Source organism: Streptomyces sp. NPDC088910, from assembly GCF_044749865.1.
Lineage (GTDB): Bacteria > Actinomycetota > Actinomycetes > Streptomycetales > Streptomycetaceae > Actinacidiphila.
On the sequence record NZ_JBIVIV010000013.1, the window covers coordinates 264,543 to 284,699 of the forward strand.

At 73.5% G+C, this 20,157-nt stretch carries 18 protein-coding genes; 10 read left to right on the forward strand and 8 right to left on the reverse strand.

What is annotated here, in order from left to right:
• Positions 1–9: 9 nt before the first annotated feature.
• Both ACIP4Z_RS28015 and ACIP4Z_RS28020 read right to left on the reverse strand, forming a co-directional pair.
• On the reverse strand, positions 10–1,413 hold the full coding sequence (locus tag ACIP4Z_RS28015; protein ID WP_401312793.1) for an MFS transporter: 1,404 nt from the start codon (positions 1,411–1,413) through the stop codon (positions 10–12).
• Positions 1,414–1,700: 287 nt separating this feature from the next.
• On the reverse strand, positions 1,701–2,147 hold the full coding sequence (locus tag ACIP4Z_RS28020) for a MarR family transcriptional regulator (RefSeq protein WP_355340900.1): 447 nt from the start codon (positions 2,145–2,147) through the stop codon (positions 1,701–1,703).
• 75 nt (positions 2,148–2,222) lie between these two features.
• Between ACIP4Z_RS28020 and ACIP4Z_RS28025 the strand changes: the two genes are divergently transcribed.
• The 3 genes from ACIP4Z_RS28025 to mgtA all read left to right on the forward strand — a co-directional run bounded on the left by ACIP4Z_RS28025 (position 2,223) and on the right by mgtA (position 6,093).
• Entirely contained in the window at positions 2,223–2,783 is a 561-nt protein-coding gene (locus ACIP4Z_RS28025) for a cysteine hydrolase (protein ID WP_355340903.1), read from the forward strand.
• Between the two features lie 177 nt (positions 2,784–2,960).
• Positions 2,961–3,320, forward strand: coding sequence for a metalloregulator ArsR/SmtB family transcription factor (locus tag ACIP4Z_RS28030; RefSeq protein WP_391161906.1), 360 nt, complete (start codon positions 2,961–2,963; stop codon positions 3,318–3,320).
• Positions 3,304–6,093, forward strand: a complete 2,790-nt coding sequence (mgtA, locus tag ACIP4Z_RS28035) for a magnesium-translocating P-type ATPase (RefSeq protein ID WP_401312701.1) — start codon at positions 3,304–3,306, stop codon at positions 6,091–6,093. Before ACIP4Z_RS28030 ends, mgtA begins: the two co-directional genes overlap by 17 nt.
• Here mgtA and ACIP4Z_RS28040 read toward each other — a convergent pair.
• Both ACIP4Z_RS28040 and ACIP4Z_RS28045 read right to left on the reverse strand, forming a co-directional pair.
• The gene (locus ACIP4Z_RS28040) at positions 6,066–6,308 is read right to left on the reverse strand and encodes a hypothetical protein (RefSeq protein ID WP_355340909.1); all 243 of its coding nucleotides are present in this window, start codon (positions 6,306–6,308) and stop codon (positions 6,066–6,068) included. The two genes, mgtA and ACIP4Z_RS28040, sit on opposite strands and share 28 nt — an antisense overlap.
• Before the next feature lie 124 nt (positions 6,309–6,432).
• Entirely contained in the window at positions 6,433–7,008 is a 576-nt protein-coding gene (locus ACIP4Z_RS28045) for a TerD family protein (protein WP_391044947.1), read from the reverse strand.
• A gap of 217 nt (positions 7,009–7,225) precedes the next feature.
• Between ACIP4Z_RS28045 and ACIP4Z_RS28050 the strand changes: the two genes are divergently transcribed.
• Positions 7,226–7,900, forward strand: a complete 675-nt coding sequence (locus ACIP4Z_RS28050; RefSeq protein WP_401312704.1) for a lytic transglycosylase domain-containing protein — start codon at positions 7,226–7,228, stop codon at positions 7,898–7,900.
• A 112-nt stretch (positions 7,901–8,012) separates the two neighbouring features.
• On the opposite strand, the gene ACIP4Z_RS28055 is transcribed toward ACIP4Z_RS28050, so the two are convergent.
• Complete coding sequence (locus tag ACIP4Z_RS28055) at positions 8,013–9,848, reverse strand: ABC transporter ATP-binding protein (protein ID WP_401312707.1); 1,836 nt, start codon at positions 9,846–9,848, stop codon at positions 8,013–8,015.
• Positions 9,845–11,554: an ABC transporter transmembrane domain-containing protein gene (locus tag ACIP4Z_RS28060; protein WP_401312710.1), complete on the reverse strand. Its 1,710-nt coding sequence runs from the start codon at positions 11,552–11,554 to the stop codon at positions 9,845–9,847. Before ACIP4Z_RS28060 ends, ACIP4Z_RS28055 begins: the two co-directional genes overlap by 4 nt.
• Before the next feature lie 150 nt (positions 11,555–11,704).
• Here ACIP4Z_RS28060 and ACIP4Z_RS28065 point away from each other — a divergent pair, with 150 nt between their 5' ends.
• Positions 11,705–12,487 carry a helix-turn-helix transcriptional regulator gene (locus ACIP4Z_RS28065; protein WP_355340924.1) on the forward strand — a complete coding sequence of 261 codons (783 nt, stop codon included), beginning with the start codon at positions 11,705–11,707 and terminating at the stop codon, positions 12,485–12,487.
• Between the two features lie 22 nt (positions 12,488–12,509).
• Here ACIP4Z_RS28065 and ACIP4Z_RS28070 read toward each other — a convergent pair whose 3' ends face one another.
• Positions 12,510–13,544, reverse strand: a complete 1,035-nt coding sequence (locus tag ACIP4Z_RS28070) for an ABC transporter substrate-binding protein (protein WP_401312713.1) — start codon at positions 13,542–13,544, stop codon at positions 12,510–12,512.
• A 394-nt stretch (positions 13,545–13,938) separates the two neighbouring features.
• Here ACIP4Z_RS28070 and ACIP4Z_RS28075 point away from each other — a divergent pair, with 394 nt between their 5' ends.
• From ACIP4Z_RS28075 to ACIP4Z_RS28085, 3 genes are all read left to right on the forward strand, one after another.
• The gene (locus tag ACIP4Z_RS28075) at positions 13,939–15,051 is read left to right on the forward strand and encodes an iron chelate uptake ABC transporter family permease subunit (protein WP_391044954.1); all 1,113 of its coding nucleotides are present in this window, start codon (positions 13,939–13,941) and stop codon (positions 15,049–15,051) included.
• Between the two features lie 161 nt (positions 15,052–15,212).
• On the forward strand, positions 15,213–16,250 hold the full coding sequence (locus tag ACIP4Z_RS28080) for an iron chelate uptake ABC transporter family permease subunit (RefSeq protein WP_391044957.1): 1,038 nt from the start codon (positions 15,213–15,215) through the stop codon (positions 16,248–16,250).
• A 10-nt stretch (positions 16,251–16,260) separates the two neighbouring features.
• Entirely contained in the window at positions 16,261–17,253 is a 993-nt protein-coding gene (locus ACIP4Z_RS28085; RefSeq protein WP_401312717.1) for an ABC transporter ATP-binding protein, read from the forward strand.
• Positions 17,254–17,303: 50 nt separating this feature from the next.
• Here the strand turns inward: ACIP4Z_RS28085 and ACIP4Z_RS28090 are convergent, their stop codons facing one another.
• Positions 17,304–17,975, reverse strand: a complete 672-nt coding sequence (locus ACIP4Z_RS28090) for a TetR family transcriptional regulator (protein WP_391044962.1) — start codon at positions 17,973–17,975, stop codon at positions 17,304–17,306.
• Between the two features lie 132 nt (positions 17,976–18,107).
• Here ACIP4Z_RS28090 and ACIP4Z_RS28095 point away from each other — a divergent pair, with 132 nt between their 5' ends.
• Both ACIP4Z_RS28095 and ACIP4Z_RS28100 read left to right on the forward strand, forming a co-directional pair.
• The gene (locus tag ACIP4Z_RS28095) at positions 18,108–19,100 is read left to right on the forward strand and encodes a zinc-binding dehydrogenase (protein ID WP_401312720.1); all 993 of its coding nucleotides are present in this window, start codon (positions 18,108–18,110) and stop codon (positions 19,098–19,100) included.
• A 157-nt stretch (positions 19,101–19,257) separates the two neighbouring features.
• Positions 19,258–20,022 (forward strand): MgtC/SapB family protein, encoded by a 765-nt coding sequence (locus tag ACIP4Z_RS28100; protein ID WP_355340942.1) that lies wholly within the window; start codon positions 19,258–19,260, stop codon positions 20,020–20,022.
• Positions 20,023–20,157 lie beyond the last annotated feature (135 nt).

Consider the following 20,157-nt stretch of genomic DNA (forward strand, 5'->3'; position numbering starts at 1 on the left):
CCGTGCCCCTCACCGCGCGGGCGCGGCCTGCTTCGTCTCCTGCGGCGCGGCGATCCGGCCGAGCGAGCGGTCGACGAGGGTGAGGACGAGGAAGACGGCCGCGGCGGCGAGCATGAACAGGGCGAGGCCGTGCAGTCCCGAGGTGGTCGCGCGGCGGCCGAAGAAGGCGCCGGTCGCGGAGGAGGCGACCATGGCGCCCAGATACATGAACGTCCGCAGCAGCCCGGACGACGCGCCCATGCGCGCGGGGTCGGCCTGGAAGTAGAGCGCGTTCTGGTTGGCGAGGCTGACCAGGCCCTGCGGCAGTCCGAGGACGACGGCGACCGCGACCAGCAGCCACACCGCGGCGTGGTCGCCCACGGCCAACAGCATGGCGCAGGCGACGAGTTGGGCCACGGCGCCGACGACCAGCTTGCCGCGCACGACGGCCTTGCGCCCGGTGAGGGTGGACACGACGATGCCGACCGCGAAGGTGGGCAGCAGGAGCAGCCCGGCCGCGGAGGCGCTCAGCCCCCTGCCGTCCTCCAGCCACTGCGTGAAGCCGTAGATGAAGGAGTACGAGACGGTGTACGCGACGAAGGTGCGGGCGTAGGTCGCCAGCAGCGGGATGTTGCCCGCGAAGACGCCGACGTCGATGAACGGGTCGGCGGCGCGCCGCTCGCGCAGGGCGAATCCGGTGCCCGCGAGCAGGGTGAGCGCGATGAGCCAGGCCCGGTCGGTGCGGGCGTCCATGAGGAACAGCAGCAGCGACACGAGGGTGGCGGCGAAGAGCAGGACGCCCGCCCAGTCGAGGCGGTTGCGCGGGCGCGGCCCGCCGACGGGGAGCGGGGCGCCGTCGGGGAGCGGGGCGCCGTCGGCGGCGCCCGACGGCGCGATCGCGGTCCTGCCCGGCAGGTGGATCCAACCGAGGACGAGGCAGGCGATCGCGAGCGGGATGTTGATGGCGAAGGTGCTCCGCCAGCCGCCGAGTCCGATGAGCAGGCCGCCGAGGGTCGGGCCGATGACGGCGACGGTCTGGCCGGTCACGGCGAGCGTGGTGAGCACGCCCGCGGGGCTCTTCATCCCGGTGCGTTCGGCCTCGCTGCGGATCAGGTACATGGCGGCCGGATAACCGGCGCAGGTGCCGAAGCCGAGGATGACGCGCGCGGCGACGAGGACGGTGAGGTTCGGGGCGAGGGTGCCGATCACCCCGGCGACGCCGGTCAGCGCGGCCCCGGCGAGGAACAGCCGCTTGGGGCCGTACGTGTCGACCAGCCGTCCGACGAGCGGTTGCCCGATGGAGGTGGCCAGGTAGAGCGCGGAGATGAGCCAGGCCGTCCGGGCGGCGTCGGCGCCGAGGGCGGCGCCGATCGGCGCCAGGGCGACGGCGATGATGGAGGAGTTGATGGGGTTGAGGATCGAGCCGATCATCATCGGCGCGAGCAGCCGCCGGTCGAAGGCGCCTTCGGCCGGTGCGGAGGAGGGTTCCGACCGCTCGGACCGCTGGGGCCGCTCGGGCCGGCCTGGAGCGGCCGGTCCGGCGTCCTGCGCGGCGGGTTGTACGGCAGGTTGTACGGCGGCTGGCGCACCCGACGCGGCGGTCCGTTCCGGCCGTACGGCGGCCTGCTCCGTTCGTACGGCGGCCACGGCGGACGCCTCGGGCTGCTCAGACGGCCCGGACGGCCCCGACTGCCCGGGCTGTCCCTGCGGTATCGCGGCCATCAGTTCGTCAGCCTGCCCAACAGGCGCATCGCCTCACTGATCGTGTGCCGCTCCGCGTCGTCGTACTGCTCCTCCAAGGCGCGCGCCAGCCACTCCACGCCCGCCTGCCGAGCGCCCTCCGCGCGCTCGCGGCCCGCGGGGGTCAGCTCGACGATCTGGCGGCGGCCGTCGGCGGGGTCGGGGGTGCGGTGGATCAGTCCCAGCCGCTCGAGTGAGGACAGCGTCGCGGCCATTGACTGCTGCCGTACGTGCTCGGCGTCGGCCAGCGCGGCGGCGGTGACGGCGTCGCCCCGGCTGACGCGCATCAGCACGGACGACTGCGACGGGGTCAGATCCTCCCCGTCCGTCACCTGGAGGATGCGGCGGCGCAGTCTGCCCACCACCACGCGGACGTCCAGGGACGCCTGGAGCATGCCGGGAGCGACCGGCTTCGCTTCACTTTGCATATCGTCAGTCTACACTGTTTAATTCTCACTGTTCAGTTAAGACTGTCTACTTTCCGCCGAGAGGACCCGCCCCTCATGTCCGCATCCCGTACCGCCCTGCTGGTCATGGACTTCCAGAACGGCATCGTGCAGCGCATCGCCGACGACTCCGTCGTGGCCGCGGCGGCCCGCGCGGTCGAGGCCGCCCGCGCCGCCGAGATTCCGGTGATCTTCGTACGGGTCGCCTTCCGGCCCGGCTATCCGGAGACCGCCGCCTCGAACCTCTCCTTCAGCGCCCTCAGCCAGGCAGGGGACGCCTTCACCCAGGACAACCCGGCCACCCAGGTGGTCGACGCGCTCGCCCCGCGCGCCGACGAGCCGGTGGCCGTCAAGCGCCGGGTCAGCGCCTTCACCGGCAGCGACCTGGAGGTCCTGCTGCGCGGCGCCGGTGCGGACTCGCTCGTCCTCACCGGCCTGTCCACCAGCGGCGTCGTCCTGTCCACCATCCGCCAGGCGGCCGACCTCGACTACCGCCTGACCGTCCTGTCCGACGCCTGCGCCGACAACGAGCCCGACGTCCACCGCATCCTCATCGAGAAGGTCTTCCCCAAGCAGGCCCAGGTCATGACCACCGACGAGTGGGTCACGTCCCTCTGAGCCGACGGCTGTTGCCCTACCCCGCGGCCTCACGCGCCGGTGCCCGGCCGCGCCGGAGGGTCGGTGTCCGGCGCCCGTGAAGCGCAGGTCACGGGAGAGGTCCGGCGTTCACGGACACGCTCTAGACTGAGCGCTCGCGCGGTCGGCGCGCAGGCGCGGTCCGGAGGGAGAGCGGTGGTGGCGAGGGGCGGGGGCGACTTCGAGGAGTTGCCCGCTGAGGTGCTGACACAGGCCGCCGCGGCCTTCGGCCTGCTGGCCTCGCCCGCGCGGCTCCACCTGGTGTGGACGCTGATGCAGGGCGAGAGCGATGTGACCGCGCTCGCCGAGCGGGTCGGCGGCGCGCTGCCCGCGGTCAGCCAGCACCTGACGAAGCTCAAGCTCGCCGGCCTGGTGCGGTCGCGCCGTGAGGGACGGCACGTGGTGTACCTGGTGGACGACCCGGACGTGGAGACCATGGTGCGGTGGATGCTGCGGCAGCTCGCGGAACGCGGTGGGTACACGACAACGCCTGGGCGCGTCCGTGACCTGGGCGCCTGACAGCGGACCACGTCCCACCGCCTGGGCGGCGCCCGAGCCGGTCGACGGCCTGGAGCAGGGCGCGCCGCCCGGTCACCTCACCGCCCCCGACACGGCGGATCTGCCCACGCTGGAGTTCCTGCGCGTGGTCGGCAGCGGTCCGCGCGGGCTGCTGGAGTCGCAGGCCGACGACCGGCTCGCCCGGTACGGCGAGAACGTCCTTCCCGCGCTGCGCTCCGTCTCCTGGCCGCGCCGCTTCCTGCGCAGCCTGCGCGATCCCTTCACCACCGTGCTGTTCTGCCTCGCCCTGGTGTCCGCCGCCGTCGCCGCCTGGAACACCGCGTGCGTGATCATGGCACTGGTCACGGTCAGCTGTGTGCTGCGCTCCAGCGGCGAGTACCGCGCCGACCAGTCGGCGTCGGCGCTGCGGGAACTGGTCGCCGCGACCGCGACCGTACGCCGTCGAGCGGACGCGAACAGCGCGCCGGAGACCCGCGAGATCCCCGTCGACCAACTGGTGCCCGGGGATGTCGTCCTGCTCGGCCCGGGGGATCTGGTCCCGGCCGATCTGCGGCTGCTGCGCGCCACCGGGCTCACCGTGCACCAGGCCGCGCTGACCGGGGAGTCCGCGCCCGTCGCCAAGTATCCGGTGGAGAGTCCCGCCCCGACGGGCGACGCGTCGCCCGCCTCCGACCAGGAGCCGGGGGACGGGGCGACCGGCGACCGCCGGCACCGGCACGGTTCGTCGTCCGCGCAGGAGGCGCCGCACCTGTGCCTCCAGGGCAGCAGCGTCGCCTCGGGCAGCGCGACGGGGGTCGTGACGGCGACCGGCGAGCACACCCGGTTCGCGCGGGGCTTTCGCGGTATGTCGACGCGGCGGCGGGAGAGCGCCTTCGACCGTTCCGTGCACGGCATCTCCTGGTCGCTCATCCGGTTCATGCTGCTGACGCCGCCGCTGGTGCTCATGGCCGACGCGGGTCTGCGCGGGCGCGGTCTGGAGACGCTGCCGTTCGCGGTCGCGGTGGCGGTCGGCCTGACGCCGGAGATGCTGCCGGTCGTGGTGACCACGACGCTGGCCAGGGGGGCGTCCCTGCTCGCCCGTGGCAGCGACGTGATCGTCAAGCGGCTGCCCGCGCTGCACGACCTGGGCGCGATGGACGTCCTGTGCACGGACAAGACGGGCACCCTGACCCAGGACCGGCCCGTCGTCGCCTGCCATGTCGACGGCGAGGGGCACGACAGTCCCGACGTCCTGCACTGGGCGGCCGTCAACAGTCTGTGGACCCTCCAACTCGCCGAGCTGCCCTCGCCCGACGCGCTCGACGAGGCGCTGCTGGACGCGGCGGAGGAGCGCGGCGACGACCTCGACCACGACGCGGTGGCGGCGCTCCCCTTCGATCCCGTACGCCGCCTGGCCACGGTGGTGCTGCGGACACCGGGCAGTCCCGGCACGCACGCGCTGGTCGTGAAGGGCGCGGCGGAGGCGGTGATCGCCCGGTGCGTGCGGCAGCGCGTGGACGGCCGGGACACCGACCTGGACGACGAGGCCCGCGCGCGACTGCTGTCCATGTGCGCGCAGCGGGCCGAGGGAGGTCTGCGGGTGCTCGCCGTGGCCGCGGCGGAGCGGCCCGCGAAGTCCGGCGCCTCGTCCGTCACGGCGTCGGACGAGTACGGGCTGACGTTCCTGGGCGTCGTCGGGCTGCGGGACGCGGCGGCGGACACCGCGGCCGACGCCCTGACGGCGCTCAGCGGGCGCGGTGTCACCGTGAAGGTGCTCACCGGCGACCATCCGGGCACCGCCGCGCGGGCCTGCGACGAGATCGGACTCGACCCCGGCCGGGTGGTCACCGGCGACACGATCGACGGCCTGGACGACGACGCTCTGGCCGAACTCGCCGAGACCACCACGGTCTTCGCCCGCTGCACCCCCGCGCATAAGGCCCGCGTGGTGCGGGCGCTGCGCGCGGGCGGCCACGTCACCGGTTTCCTCGGCGACGGTGTCAACGACCTGCCCGCGCTGCACGCCGCCGACGTGGGGATCAGCCCGCGTGACGCCACCGCCGTGGCGCGCGAGGCGGCCGACGTGGTGCTCGCGGCGAAGGACCTCACCGCGATCTGCCACGCGATCGTCGCCGGGCGCCGCAGCAGCGGCAACATCGCCACCTATCTGCGGATCGCGCTGTCCTCGAATCTGGGCAACGTCATCGCGATGCTCACCGCCGGGCTGCTGCTGCCCTTCCTGCCGATGCTGCCGATGCAGGTCCTCGTGCAGAATCTCTGCTTCGACGGCGCGCAGCTCGCCTTCGCCTACGACCGGCCGCCGGCCGCCGACATGGCGCGGCCCTCGGCCCTCGAACCCCGCGCCATCCTGCGCTTCGTCACCGGTTTCGGCATCCTCAACGCCATCGCCGACGTGGCGACCTTCGGCATCCTCGCCCTGTCCATCAGGGGATTCGGCACCAGCGCCAGCCAAGAGGCGTTCCAGTCGGGCTGGTTCACCGAGAATCTGCTCACGCAGGCCCTGGTGATGCTGCTGCTGCGCACCGGCCGCACCGCCGCGGAGGGCCGCGCGCCCGGCCCGATCCGGCTGACCACCAGCGCGCTGGCGGCCATCGGCATCCTCGTCCCCCTCTCCCCCCTCGCCCCCGCCCTCGGCTTCACCGCGCTCCCGCTCTTCTATTACGCGCTGCTCGCCGCGGTCCTCATGTCGTACGGGACGGCGCTGGTGATGGCGAAGACGCGGTACGAGGCGCGGACCGCCGCCCGTCAGGGACTGGCGGCGTCGAAGCCGTAGCGCAACGGGGTGTCCCCGGCGCGGGACGTGCGTCGATAGATGTGCAGCGCGTCCACCCGTACGCCCGTCGTGCCCGCTTCGTCGTCGAGGGGGCACGGACAGCTCACCTGCACCACTCGCGGCCGTCCGGCCACCCGTATCCGCACGCCGTCCGCCGGACCGCCGTCAAGGACCGCGGCTTCCCAGCCGTCGGCGCCGTTCCCTGCTCTCTCCATGCGCGACACTTTATCGATTACGCAATTGGGGAACTGTCGCGGGTGCGGACGTGGCGGGATTCAGGCGACGGGGGGTGGGACCGCCCCCAGGGGGGTGGAAGGGGCGGCCCCGGCTCGGTGGACCTCAGACGTTGACGCCGAAGTCGGTGGCGATGCCCGCCAGGCCCGAGGCGTACCCCTGGCCGATGGCGCGGAATTTCCACTCCGCTCCGTTGCGGTACAGCTCGCCGAAGACCATCGCCGTCTCGGTGGAGGCGTCCTCGGTCAGGTCGTAGCGGGCGAGCTCGCGCCCGTCGGCCTGATTGACGATACGGATGAACGCGTTGCGGACCTGGCCGAAGCTCTGGCCGCGCTTCTCGGCCTCGTAGATCGACACGGGAAAGACCACCTTGTCGACCTGGAGCGGGACCGTCGCGAGGCTCACCCTGATCTGCTCGTCGTCCCCGTCACCGCCGCCGGTCAGATTGTCGCCGCTGTGCGTGACGGAGCCGTCCGGGCTCTCCAGATTGTTGAAGAACACGAAGTGCCGGTCGCTCAGCACCTTCCCGCCCGCGTCGCACAGCAGCGCGGACGCGTCTAGGTCGTAGTCGGAACCCGTCGTGGTCCGTACGTCCCACCCCAGGCCGACCGTGACGGCCGTCAGTCCGGGGGCTTCCTTGCTCAGAGAGACATTGCCGCCCTTGGACAGAGTCACACCCACGAGCTCTCTCCACCTTCCCGCTTGTTTTCGCGTCCTCTACTGAGAAGAACGAGGATCCGCGCGACGCGGTTCCTTGATTGCGCAATCTTTGAAGTGCTCACAGGTCCAGGCCCGGACCTGCGGCGGAGGTCGGTACCCCCTCGCGACGCGGCGGACGCGCGTGTCGCGGGGCGAGTCCGTACGGTGGCACCGTGCGGTGACGGAAGGCGGCGGGACAGTGGCGGTCGACAAGCCCCGGAAGCGGTGGCCCTGGGTCGTCCTGGCGACCCTGGTGGTCGCCGGATGGGCCGCGGGCGGCCGCGGGCACAGTCCCGACGCCGCCGACCGGTCGGCGGCCGGCGGCTCCGCCCGGCCGAGCAGCAGCGCGCCGAGCGCGTCCGCCGAACCCTCGGTCTCCGCGAGCGACGGTCTCGGGCGGTACGCGCCGCAGGTCAAGCGGTACGCGGCCCGCGCCGGGGTCGACCCGCAGGTGCTGATGGCGATCCTCTACAACGAGGACTACAAGCCGCACGACCCGGCCTTCCAACGGGCCTGGCAGAAGCTCAAGCCGGACGCCGCCTTCGGCATCGCGAACATGCACAAGGCCACCTTCGACGAGACCAGGCGGGGCCGCGACTTCGCCGGCCGCGACTGGGACGAGCTGCCCGACGACACCGGCTTGGCCATCGAGTCGGCGGCCTGGTATCTGCACGACCTGGCCGCCCAGCTCCCCGCCCACCGCTCCACCTCACTGACGGTGAATCAGCTGATCGCGCTCGGCTACAACACCGGCGCGGGCAACATGCTGGCCTTCGCCCGAGGCGTCACCCCCGGGTCACAAGCCCAGTCCTATCTCGACCAGTTGAGCTCGAACTGGGCCGCCGCGGGACGGGACGTACGCGGCTCCGGCTGACCGCGCGGCGGACGCCGAGTGCCCGATGCCTCATGCCTGATGGCTGATACCTCATGGCTGATACCTCATGCTTTGTGCCTCATGGCTGGTGCCGGACTCCGGGTGTCGCGGCTCAGGACACCGGAGGCGTGGCGGGCGCGGTCGCCCGCGACGACCAGGCCGACCACAGCTCGGCGTACCGGTCGCCCGCGGCGACCAGTTCGTCGTGCGGGCCCTCCTCGACGATGCGGCCGTCGTCCATCACCACGACCCGGTCCGCGGTGGCGGCCTGCGTGAGCCGGTGCGCCACCACCAACGCCGTGCGTCCGGCGAGCACTTCGCGCGCGGCGGCCTCCAGCGTGCGGGCGCCCTCGCTGCCCGCCTCGGCCGCCGACTCGTCCAGCACGGCGATCGGCGGATCGGCCAACGCCAGCCGGGCCAGCGCCAGTTGCTGGGACTGCACGGCGGTGAGCGCCATGCCGCCCGACCCGACCCGCGTCGCCGTCTCCTGGGGCAGCGCGCGGACCCACGCCAGGGCGCCCGCCACGTCGAGAGCCGCTGTCAGCGCCGCCTCGTCCGCGTCCGGCCGGGCCAGCAGCAGATTGTCGGCGACCGTACCGGCGAAGACGTGGGTGTCCTGGTCGAGCAGCAGCACGGCGGGCCGCCCCGCCCGCCCGGTGGCCCCGACCGACACGTGACCCGACGTCGGCGGATGGACGCCCGCGACGATCCTCGCCAGGGTGCTCTTGCCCGCGCCGGTCGTGCCGACCAGCGTCACCTGCTCGCCGGGGGCCAGCCGCAGCGAGACGCCGTGCAGCACGGGCCGTCCCGGCAGGTAGGCGTGGTGGATGTCCCGCGCGTCGAGGAGATACGCCGGGCCCTGTGCGGCGTCGGCGTCGGGCTCCCGCGGCGCGGGTACGGCCGTCCCGCCCGGCTCGGCGGCGGGCTCCGGTGCGAGGTCGGCCGCTCCGACCAGCCGGGCGAGTCCCGCCGCCGCCTCCTGCGCGGTCGCCGCGAGCCCCAGCAGCACATTGACGGGGTCGAAGAGCCGGACGAACAGCAGCGCGGCGGCGGTGGCCTCGCCGACGCCCGCGTGGCCGGTGTGCACCAGCCAGTAGCCGGTGCACAGGATCAGCCCGAGGCCGGTGAACTCGGCCGCGTTGAGGCGGCCGTAGAAGCGCGAGCGCAGGGTGACCGCGCGCAGGGCGTAGCCCATCGCGGCGGCCGAGCGGTCCGCGACGCGCTTGGTGTGCCGTTCGGTGAGCCGGAAGGCCCGTACGGTCTCGACGCCCGACACCGATTCGAGGATCTGCCGGGTCCGCTCGCCGCCCGCGACGCGCTGGGCCGCGTAGAGGGGACCCGAGTGGCGCAAGTACCAGCGCATGGTGGCTGTCTGGATCGGCATGGCGCACAGCCCCGCCAGGGCGAACCGCCAGTCGAGGGCGGTCAGTCCGATGACGGTGAAGCCGATGGTCAGCGCGGCGCCCGCGACACTGGCCAGCACGCCGCGCAGCGCGCCCGCCACCAGGGAGGCGTCGTCGCCGATCCGCGCGGCGAGGTCGCCCGCGCCGACCTGTTCGACGCGCTGCGCGGGCAGGGCGAAGGCGCTCTCGATGACGCGTTCGCGCAGCCGGGCCAGGGCGGTCTCGCCGACCCGCGCGGTCAGCCGCAGTCCCATCGCGGTCAGTACGGCCTGGGCCAGCACCGCGGCCAGCAGCACACCCGCGGCCACGTAGACCGGTCCCTCGCCGCGCCGCTGCTGCACCACGTCCACGATCCGGCCGAGCGCCAGCGGCCCGACCAGGCCGACCAGTGCCTCGGCGACGAAGACCGCGGCGGTCAGGAGGGCGAACGCCCTTTGCGGGCGGACGAGTTCGAGCACCGCGCGGCCGGTTCGCGCCGGGGTCGCGACGGGCAGCAGGTCGGCGACGGTGGTCGCTTCCCCGGTCCGCTCGGTCTGCGCGCTCATGCGAACACCGCCGCCCGGTAGGCCGGTTCGGCCGCCGTGAGGTCGGCGTGCCGCGCGCTGGCCACCACCGCGCCTTCGGTGATCAGGACGGTACGCGCGCAGGCCGCGAGCAGCGCGGGGGACGTGGTCACGATCAGTGTCGTACGGCCCGCCCGCTCGTCGGTGACCGTGCGGGCGATCCTGGCCTCGGTGACCGAGTCGATCGCGGTGGTCGGGTCGTCGAGCACGAGGATCGGCGGGTCGGCCGCCAACGCCCTTGCGAGGGCGACGCGTTGGCGCTGGCCGCCGGAGAGGAAGGCGCCGCGCTCGCCGACGCGGGTGTCCCCCGCGGCGGGCAGCAGGCCGTCGGGGGCGGGCCGGGGAAGGGTTCCCTCGGGCCCGGAGCCGAGGTTGTCGAGGATCGTGCCGTCGAAGAGGAACGGGTGGTGCGGTGCGACGAGGACGCGTTCGCGTATCGCGGCCCCGGTGAGGTCGGTGGCCGCCGTGCCGTCCAGCAGGACGGCGCCGCTCTCGGGCTCCGCCTGTCCGCGCAGGCACGCCATCAGGTCGGCGACGGCGGCTGGGTCCGGCACGACCAGCCCCACGTGCTCCCCGGCCGCGACGCTCAGTTCGACCCCGCGCAGCCGCCCGTAGGTGAGGGCGCGCAGTTCGAGCGCGCCACTCGGGTTCGCCGGGGAGTCGGCCTCCGGGGCGTCCTTGGCCGCGGCGGGAGCGCCGGGCGCGCCCGCCGTGTCGAGCACCGCCGTGACGCGTCCTGCGGAGGCGCGGGCGCGGGCGAGGTCGGGGCCGACGGCGATGAGGCCCTGGGTCGGTCCGAGCAGGAACTGGCACAGGCCGGTGCAGGCGATGAGGTCGCCGAGGCTGATCCGGCCCTGGAGGGCGAGCCGCCCGCCGACCAGGGCGACCGCGGTGACCAGGACTCCGCCGAGCAGCACGGCGGCGGCGTCCATCAGCGCCTCGAAGCGGGCGGCGGAGATCGTGGCGCGCAGGCTGGTCCGGTTGGCCTCGACGTAGCGGGCGTACGCGGGGCCCTCCGCGCGCAGGCCCTTGAGGACCCGCAGTCCCGCGACGAAGTCGACCGCGGTGCCCGACGCGCGGGCGGCGGCGGCCTGTTCCGCCGCGCCGCGGCGCTCCAGGGGGCGGCCGAGCAGATGCACCGCGACGAGGACGGCGGGCGTGCCGAGCAGCACCAGCAGGCCGAGCGTGACGGACATGCGCAGCAGCAGGGCCGCGCCGAGGACGAGCGCGACCACGCACGCGATCGCCTGGACGACGGACGTGGTGAATCTGCCGACGTTCTGCGCGTCCGAGACGGCGACCGACATCAGGTCGCCGGGCATCCGGTCCCGTACGGCCGTCCCCTCCGGCGCGAGCATCCGGTCGGTGAGCCGTACGCGGACGGCGTGCGCGGAGCGTTCGGCGGCGGCGACGGTGGCGCGGGAGCCGAAGCGGAAGCACAGCGACAGCGCGAGGAAGTCGGCGGCGAGCACGGCGAGCCAGGCCGCCAGCTCCCGGCCGGAGCCGCCGTCCACCGCCCGGTCGATCACGACGCCGACCACCACCGGCACCAGCGCCTCACCGGCCAGATGTCCGCTGCGCAGCAGCACCGCGGCGGTGAGGCTGCCGCGTACGTGGAGCGCCGCGGCGCGCAGCGGGCCGGGGTCGGCGGCGGGGGTGAGGACGGCGGTGGGCGGTGTCTGGGGCATGGGGAGGTGTGCGCTCTTTCCAGGCCCGCGGGGACCTTGGCCGGTGGGTGGTGCGTTGTGCGTACGGCCGCCGGACGGTGGTACGTGCGGCGGCCACCGCGAGGTTACGGGTCGGTCCGGACTGTCGTAAATGAGCTACGCTGCTGACTTATGTCGCTGAACAGCCATGCCGTCGCCGAGGGTTCGACGCCGCCCGCCCGCGCCGAGGCGCTGCGCGTCGTGAACTTCGACATGGCGCGCGGCCAGCGCTTCGGCGAGCACGAGCACGACGTGCACCAGCTCGTGTGGGCGCCGACCGGTGTCCTGGCCGTGGACATCGGCGCGCACTCGTGGGTGCTGCCGCCGACCTTGGCGCTGTGGATACCGGCGTGGGTGCCGCACACGACGAGCGCGAGCCGCACCGCCCGGATGCGCAGTGTGTACGTGCATCCCGAGAGCTGCCCGCTGGCGTGGTCGCAGCCGACGGTGGTGGCGGTGGGGCCGCTGCTGCGCGAGCTGATCACGCACCTGGCGGACCCGGATCTGGAGCCGGAGCCGAGGGCGCGGGCGGAGGCGGTGATGTTCGACCTGCTGCGGCCGGTGGGGGTGACGACGATCGACCTCCCGATGCCGGTGGACGGCCGGGCCCGCAAGGTGGCCGAGGCGCTGCTGGCGCTGCCCGCCGACCACCGGCCGCTGGAGGACTGGGGGCGCGAGGTCGGGGCCAGCGCCCGTACGCTCGCGCGGCTGTTCAGCTCCGAGACCGGGATGTCGTTCGGCCGCTGGCGCACCAGGGCGCGGCTGCGCGCCGGGCTGGAGCACATGGCGGGCAACCGGCCGCTGGCGGCGGTGGCGCTCCAGGTCGGGTACTCCACGCCCAGTTCGTTCATCGCGGCCTTCCGCCAGGAGACCGGCCGCACACCGGGCGCGTACTTCTCCGCTTCGCCCCGCTGAGACCGGTCCCGCGGCAGCGCCGTCACAGCGAGGTCAGCGCCTTCTCGAAGTCGTCGAGCACGCCGAGCGCGTCCTCGTAGCCGCCGGGCAGGAAGTAGTCGCTGCCGTAGAGGTGGTGGGCCTTGGCGGCGGCGAGCTGCTTGAAGGACTTCTGGGCGAAGAGCTTGGGACCGAGGTTGGCGGGCTTCCCGTCGTTGGTCGTGTAGTAGAAGATCGCGTCCGCGTCGGAGAGCTTGGCGGTGATCAACTCGTAGGAGACGGGCTGCTGTTCGGCCAGCCGCTGGGTGGCGGTGGCGAACTGCGCGCCCGCCTCCTTGAGGATGCCGCCGATCGGCGACCCCGCGCCGTACAGCCACCACTGGCCCTCGTCGAATCCGCCCTGGAGCAGATCCCAGTGGACGCGGCCGAGGACGTCCGCGTGCTTCTGCTTGATCTCGGCGACGCGCTGGGTGTAGCGGCCCTTGAGCTTGTCGAGAGCGGTCGGTACGCCGAGGACCGCCGCCGTCTGGTCGGACATGTCCCGCCAGGGCGCCTTGGACTTGGAGAAGGGCAGCAGGACGGTCGGCGCGAGCTCGCTGAGCTGGCTGTACGGCAGGTTGGCCTGGACGTCGATGCCGATGATCAGGTCGGGGCGCAGGGCTGCGACCTTCTCCACCTCGATGGCGCCGCCGACGCCGTTGGAGACCTTGGGGATCTTTCTCCAGCGCTCCAGGTCGCGCTGCGGGACGTACTCCTCCCCCGCGTTGAACAGGCCCGCGGGGGTCAGGCCGAGGTCGAAGATCGCGGACATCGGGAAGTCGTTGATCGCGACGACGCGCTGGGGCTTGTCCGGGATCTCCAGCGGGCCCTTGGCGGAGTCGACGGTACGGGTCGCCTTTCCGCCGCTCTTGCCGCCGCCCTTGGTTCCGGCCGAAGCGCTGTCCGAGGAGCCGGATCCGCCGGATCCGCAGGCGGCGAGGCCGAGGAGCGCGGCGCCCGCCGCGCCCGCGCCGAGCAGGGTGCGGCGGGTCGGACGCGCGAGGCGCGACGAGGAGGGGCCGGGCGGCAGGGACGACATGAGGACCTCCGAGCAGAACTTAGGTTTACCTAACTTTGGTTACCCTAAGCGCGGCTTTCCGGGGTGGATTCTGGCCTCGGCCAGTCGGTGTCGGCAGAAGGTCACCCGCGGCCTCCGGCCGCTCCCGCCGCCGTACGGACGCGATCTCGCCAACTCCCCCGCGCGGCACGGAATTCCGCACTCCGGTGCGACGACGGAACGGCCGCACGGAGCATCGGCCCGATCGGGCAGGACCGCTCAGGAGTGTCCGTTCGGCGACACAAGATGTCTTCCTACGGCCTGTCCGCCGCCGCCGGGCGGCTCGATTCCCCCCAAGGGGCGGCAGAACGACCGCACGGCTTAAGTTAGCCTGCCCTTACTTTCCGCCCGGGTGAGTCCGCCGAGGAGTTGGCCCATGAACGTCTTGCGAGCCCGCAGCGGGCCCGCCCCGGTACCGGCCGACGGGACTCCTCCCGTCCCGGCCGCGACCGGCTCCCCCGCGAACGCGCACGGTTCACCCCGCCGTGATCGTACGGCCGCGCTCGGCGCCGGGCTGATCGTCGCCGCGGTCGTGCTCGCCCTCGCGGTCGGCGCGAGCCTGGCGATCGGCGCCAAGTCCGTCCCCCTGGGCACGGTCCTGGACACCGTCTTCCACCACGACTCCGGCAACGACGACCAGACCATCGTCACCTCGCTGCGGCTGCCGCGTACGGTCGTCGGTCTGATGGCCGGTGCGGCGCTGGGCCTGGCGGGGACGGTGATGCAGGGTCTGACCCGCAACCCGCTGGCCGATCCCGGCCTGCTGGGCGTCAACGCCGGGGCCTCGCTCGCTGTCGTCACCGCGATCAGCGTCTTCGGGATCACCTCCTTCACCGGCTACGTGTGGTTCGGCTTCGTGGGCGCCGCGGCGGCGGCCCTGCTGGTCTACTCGGTCGGCTCGCTCGGCCGGGAGGGCGCGACACCGGTCAAGCTGGCGTTGTCGGGCGCCGCCGTCAGCGCGGGGCTGACCTCCCTCACCACCGCCGTCCTGCTCACCGACACCGCGACGTTCGACCGGTTCCGGTTCTGGGAGGTCGGCTCGCTGGCCGGGCGCGATCTCCCGGTGGCCTACCAGGCGGGACCGTTCCTCCTGGTCGGCGCGGTGTGCGCGCTGGGATCGGGACGGCTGCTCAACACCCTGAGCCTCGGCGACGACACCGCCCGCGGGCTCGGCGCGAACATCGCCGCCGCCCGGATCTTCTGCGCGGTGTCCGTGGTGCTGCTGTGCGGCGCCGCGACCGCGCTCGCCGGTCCCATCGGCTTCGTCGGACTGACCGTTCCGCACGTCGTCCGCTCCTTCACCGGCCCCGACCACCGCTGGATCCTGCCGTACTCGCTGTTCATCGCCCCGGCTCTGCTGCTGGTCTCCGACGTCCTCGGCCGCATCGTGGCCAGGCCCGGCGAGATCCAGGTCGGCATCGTCACCGCGGTGCTCGGTGCGCCGGTGCTCATCGTGCTGGTCCGGCGCGGAAGGCAGGCGGGGCTCTAGTGAGACCGACCTCCCACCCGCAGACGTCCGTGCCGCCCGGACCGCGGACCCCCGAACCGCCGACCGGCCGCGCCGGATCGGACAGCGCCGCTTCGGACGGCGCCGTTGCGGACAGCGCCGTTTGGGACACCGCCGCTTCGGACAGTGCGATCCGGACGACGGTGCCTGCCGACACCCTGCGCGCGATACGGGCCGCGCGGCGTCGGCCGAGGGCGCGTACCAGCGCCGTCGCACTCGTCCTCGTGCTGTGCGCCGTCGCTCTGCTGTGCGCCTCGCTGTGCGTCGGCAGCTACTCCGTCCCGCTGTCCGACGTGCTGCGCTCGCTGGCCGGGCGGGGCGACGCGGCCACCGACTTCATCGTGCTGAAGGTGCGGCTGCCGCGGGCCGTCACCGCCGTCGCGGCGGGCGCCGCGTTCGGCCTGTCGGGCGCGGTGTTCCAGACGCTGATCCGCAATCCGCTGGCCAGCCCCGACGTCATCGGGATCACCTCCGGGGCGAGCGCGGCGGCCGTGGTGGCGATCGTCGTGTTCGGACTCGGCGGCGCGACGGTGTCGGGACTCGCCGTGGCGGGCGCGCTGGCCACCGCGCTGGCGATCTATCTGCTGGCCTGGCGGCGCGGGGTGACCGGCTACCGGCTCGTGCTGGTCGGCATCGGTGTGGCCGCGGGGCTCTCCAGCATCGTGTCCTTCCTGCTGACCAGGGCCGACATCTACACCGCGCAGCAGGCCCTGCTCTGGCTCACCGGCAGCCTCAACGGCGCGGACTGGCCGCTCGCCCGCGCCCTGTTGCTGTGCCTGCTGCCGCTGCTGCCCGCGGTCTGTCTGGCGGTGCGTTCGCTGCCGGTGCTCGGGCTCGGCGACGACAGCGCGACCGGCCTCGGGGTACGCGTCGAGCGCAGCCGCCTGGTGCTGATCGGCCTCGCGGTCTGTCTGGCCGCGGTCGCCACGGCGGCGACCGGGCCGGTCGCCTTCGTCGCCTTTCTCTCCGGTCCCGTCGCCCGCCGTCTGGTGCACGGCCGGGGTCCCGCGCTGACACTGTCCGCGCTGACCGGCGCGGTCATCATGCTCGGCTGCGACTTCGCCGGGCAGCACCTGCTGGGCCCGACCGAATTCCCGGTCGGTGTGATCACCGGGGTGCTCGGCGCCCCGGGTCTGCTGTGGCTGCTGGCCCGGGCCAACCGGGTCGGGCAGGGAGGATGAGGACACCGCGATGACGGACACGACAGAGCAGGGCGCGCCCGCGCGGCCGGCCGCCGCGACGGACGGCGTATCCGGCGCGGCGGAGGCGTACGGCAGCGGGGGCGACACCTACGGGAAGCGGGAGGCCGAGACGAACGGGAAGAGGGCAGTCGACACGCGGGCCGAGACGTACGGAAAGGGCGCGGTGGACGCGCCCAGCACGCTCGCCGCCCGTGGCCTGCGACTCGGCTACGACCAGCGGCCCGTGGTCACCGGCATCACCGCCGACATCCCCGCCGGGCGGGTGACGATGATCGTCGGCCCCAACGCCTGCGGCAAGTCCACCCTGCTGCGCGGCCTCGCCCGGCTGCTCGCGCCGACCTCGGGCGAGGTCCTGCTCGACGGACAGGACATCCACCGCCTGCCCACCCGTCAGGTCGCCGCCCGGCTCGGCATCCTTCCGCAGACCCCGGTCGCGCCGGACGGCATCCGCGTCATCGACCTGGTCGGGCGCGGACGCTATCCGCACCAGGGCTGGTTCCGGCGCTGGACGGCCACCGACGACGAGGCCGTCGCCGAGGCCCTGACCGCCACCGACACCCTCGACCTGGCCGAGCGCTCGGTGGACGAACTGTCCGGCGGCCAGCGGCAGCGCGTGTGGATCGCCGTCGCCCTCGCCCAGCGCACGGGCGTCCTGCTCCTCGACGAGCCGACCACGTACCTCGACCTCCCCCACCAGGTCGAGGTCCTCGACCTGGTCACCGACCTCAACCGGCAGCGCGGCGCCACCGTCGTCACGGTCCTCCACGACCTCAACCTCGCCTGCCGGTACGGCGATCACCTCATCGCGATGAAGGACGGCCGGATCGCCGCCGAGGGCCCGCCCTTGGAGGTCGTCACCGAGGACACCGTCCGCGACATCTTCGGCATGGAGTGCCGCATCGTCACCGACGAGGTCTCGCGGACCCCGCTGATCCTCCCGATCGGCCGCCACCGCGTACACCGGCCGACCGCGACCGACTGACAGCTACCGGCTGACGTACGCGGGCCGGAGCTTCTGGCGGGACGGACCTTCTAGCGGCGGGGCGCGGCGGTCGGCGTACGGGCGGGCGCCACGGGGATGACCGGCGGTACGGGTGACAGCCGCGCCGCGGGCGGGAGCGGCGCGTGCTGCGGGGACGCCCGGAACGCCTGGATCGCGAAGGCGGCGAAGCGCCGGGAGGCCGCGACGCGGGCCGCGGGTGACGGCGCGTGGATGCCGCTGTTGGCCATGAGGACGAGGATCAGGTCGTCCAGCACGAAGTCGGGGCGCAGGCGGCCGGTGGACTTGGCGCGGGCGGCCAGTTCCGCGACCGCCTTCAGCGCGTACTCGCGGCCCGCGTCGAAGTCGACGGCGTGCGGGAACGTCGACATGAAGGCCGCGGTGAAGCCGCGGTCGCGGGCGTGCAGCTCGCAGATCCTCTCGATCACCAGGCAGAGGCCGCGCCAGGGATCCGGGTCGGCGAGCCCTTCGTCCACGATGTCGTGGCAGGCCCGCAACTGACCGGTGAACGCCTCGGTGACCAGCGTCTCCTTGGTCGGGAAGCGGCGGTAGAGGGTGGCGGGGCCGACTCCGGCGCGCCGGGCGATCTCCCGCATCGGCACGTTCAGCCCCTCGGTCGCGAACACCTCGCGGGCCGCTTCGAGGATGCGCTCGCGGTTGTCGAGGGCGTCGGAGCGCAGGGTGTGAGGCAATTCGTCGGTCACGCTCTCACTTTAGCCAAACGGACGGCGGCGTCCGTTACCGTCCGAAGCACCAGGTCCGCGGGCCGCCGGGTTCCGGACGGGCGCGGACCACGAGGGCCGGGAACGGCCGTGGACCAGCGCAGGGAGCAGACGGTGAAGGCAGTCGCGATCGAGACGTTCGGCGGCCCCGAGGGCATGGCGGTCGTCGACCTCCCCGCCCCGGCGCCCGCCGCCGGGCAGGTGCTCATCGGCGTCGAGGCGAGCGGTGTCGGCGGCGTGGACGCCGTGATCCGCAGGGGGACGCTGGCCTCGTACGGCTTCAAGGAGGGGCACATCCTCGGCAGCGAGGCGGCCGGTACGGTGACCGCGGTCGGCGACGGCGTCGACACGTCGTGGATCGGGCGGCGCGTGTGGGCGTTCACCGGGCTCAGCGGCGGTTACGCCGAGCAGGCGGCCGTCCCGGTCGAGGCGGTCCTCGCGCTGCCCGACGGGCTGTCGGCGGTGGACGCGGTGACGCTCGGCAACTCGGGCGCGGTGGCCCATTTCGCGCTGGCCCACGCCCGCTTCGCCCCCGGCGAGTCGGTTCTGGTGCGCGGCGCGGCGGGCAGCATCGGGATCATGACGGTCCATCTGGCGTCCCGCGCGGGCGCCGCCGCGGTGGCGGTCACGACATCGTCGGCCGCGCGGGGCGAGCGGCTGCGCGCACTCGGCGCGACGCGTGTGCTGGACCGCTCGGGCGACACCATGGGCAGCGGTTCCGGTGCCGACGACACTTCCGACGACGCTCCGGGGGGATACGACGTCATCATCGACATCGTCGCGGGCGCGGACCTGCCGTCCTTCTTCGGCCGGCTCCGGCCGAACGGCCGCATGGTGGCCGTGGGCGTGGTCGGCGGCCCGCCGCCCGCCGACTTCGGCATGACGATGATCGCGGCCTTCCAGAAGTCCCTGTCGTTCGCCACCTTCAGCACCGACACCGTGGCCGCGGCGGATCTGACCGCCGTGCGTACCGCGCAGTTCGCCGCCGCGAGCCGCGGTGAGCTGCCTCTCGCGGTGCACGAGGTGCTGCCGCTGGAGCAGGCCGCGCTGGCGCACCGGAAGATGGACGCGGGCGAGGTGTTCGGCCGGATCGTCCTGACGCCGTAACCCGAACCGCCGTCCAGAGCTGGGCAGTCGCTCGCGGCGCGGGCTCCCCAGGCCGCCCGTCCCGCTACGCGCTCATCGGTTGATGCGCTGATCCGCCCAACCTGGCGCGGGAGAGCCGGTCCCGCGCCACCGCCGTGGCCAGTGGCAGGATCTCCTCATGCAGCATATTTCGTTCGCTCTGCCGCTTTTCGATCCCGGTGCGGGCCAAGGGGCCAGGCAGTTCGCCGAGTTGGGCCTCGCCCTGCTGCTGTCCACCCTGATCGGCGCCGAGCGCGCCACGCAGCAGAAGAGCGCGGGACTGCGCACCCACACCCTCGTCGGTGTCGGCAGCGCGCTGTTCATGGAGGTGTCCCAGCACGGGTTCAACGCCGTGCTGGGCATGCAGGCCGTCTCGTTCGACCCGTCGCGGGTGGCCGCCCAGATCGTCTCGGGCATCGGCTTCATCGGCGGCGGCCTGATCTTCGTACGGCGTGACGCCGTCCGCGGCCTCACCACCGCGGCGACGGTCTGGCTCACCTGCGCGGTCGGGATGGCCTGCGGCGGCGGTCTCCCGCTGCTGGCCATAGGAGTCACCCTCGCGCACTTCCTGGTCGTCCAGGGCTACCCATGGCTCACCCGCCGGGTCCCGGTCCTCGCCACCCCCGAGCGCACCCGCATCCACCTCGCGTACCGGATCGGCACCGGCGTCCTCACCCGCGTCCTCGAATACACCGCCACCCAGGGCTTCCGCGTCGTCCAGGTCCGCGTCGACCGCGCCGCCCAGCACCCCGACGACGAGAACTGGCACCCCACCGAGGGCGGCACCGCCCTGGTCGCGGTCGACGTCGAGGGCACCGGCAGCCCCGAGCACCTGGTCGCGGGCCTGTCCGAGTTCGAGGAGCTGCTGAGCGTCTCGTCGGTCGCCGACGAATCCGACGACTGACCGGGGACGCGCCCTCGTCCCTGCCCCGACAGCGTGGTGCCCGGCGCCCGTGGACGGTGCCGCCGGGCCGAGTCCCCGAGCTGAGCCATGGGGCCCACGTCACTGGCCCGCACCACCGCCCTCGTCACTGACCTC

Coding starts and splice junctions, on each gene's coding strand:
- ACIP4Z_RS28055 (WP_401312707.1), bottom strand. CDS start 9,848: ATGAGCGCGCAGACCGAGCGGACCGGGGAAGCGACCACCGTCGCCGAC.
- ACIP4Z_RS28040 (WP_355340909.1), bottom strand. CDS start 6,308: ATGGAGAGAGCAGGGAACGGCGCCGACGGCTGGGAAGCCGCGGTCCTT.
- ACIP4Z_RS28015 (WP_401312793.1), bottom strand. CDS start 1,413: ATGATGATCGGCTCGATCCTCAACCCCATCAACTCCTCCATCATCGCC.
- ACIP4Z_RS28085 (WP_401312717.1), top strand. CDS start 16,261: ATGACGGACACGACAGAGCAGGGCGCGCCCGCGCGGCCGGCCGCCGCG.
- ACIP4Z_RS28100 (WP_355340942.1), top strand. CDS start 19,258: ATGCAGCATATTTCGTTCGCTCTGCCGCTTTTCGATCCCGGTGCGGGC.
- ACIP4Z_RS28070 (WP_401312713.1), bottom strand. CDS start 13,544: ATGTCGTCCCTGCCGCCCGGCCCCTCCTCGTCGCGCCTCGCGCGTCCG.
- ACIP4Z_RS28060 (WP_401312710.1), bottom strand. CDS start 11,554: ATGCCCCAGACACCGCCCACCGCCGTCCTCACCCCCGCCGCCGACCCC.
- ACIP4Z_RS28075 (WP_391044954.1), top strand. CDS start 13,939: ATGAACGTCTTGCGAGCCCGCAGCGGGCCCGCCCCGGTACCGGCCGAC.
- ACIP4Z_RS28020 (WP_355340900.1), bottom strand. CDS start 2,147: ATGCAAAGTGAAGCGAAGCCGGTCGCTCCCGGCATGCTCCAGGCGTCC.
- ACIP4Z_RS28025 (WP_355340903.1), top strand. CDS start 2,223: ATGTCCGCATCCCGTACCGCCCTGCTGGTCATGGACTTCCAGAACGGC.
- ACIP4Z_RS28065 (WP_355340924.1), top strand. CDS start 11,705: ATGTCGCTGAACAGCCATGCCGTCGCCGAGGGTTCGACGCCGCCCGCC.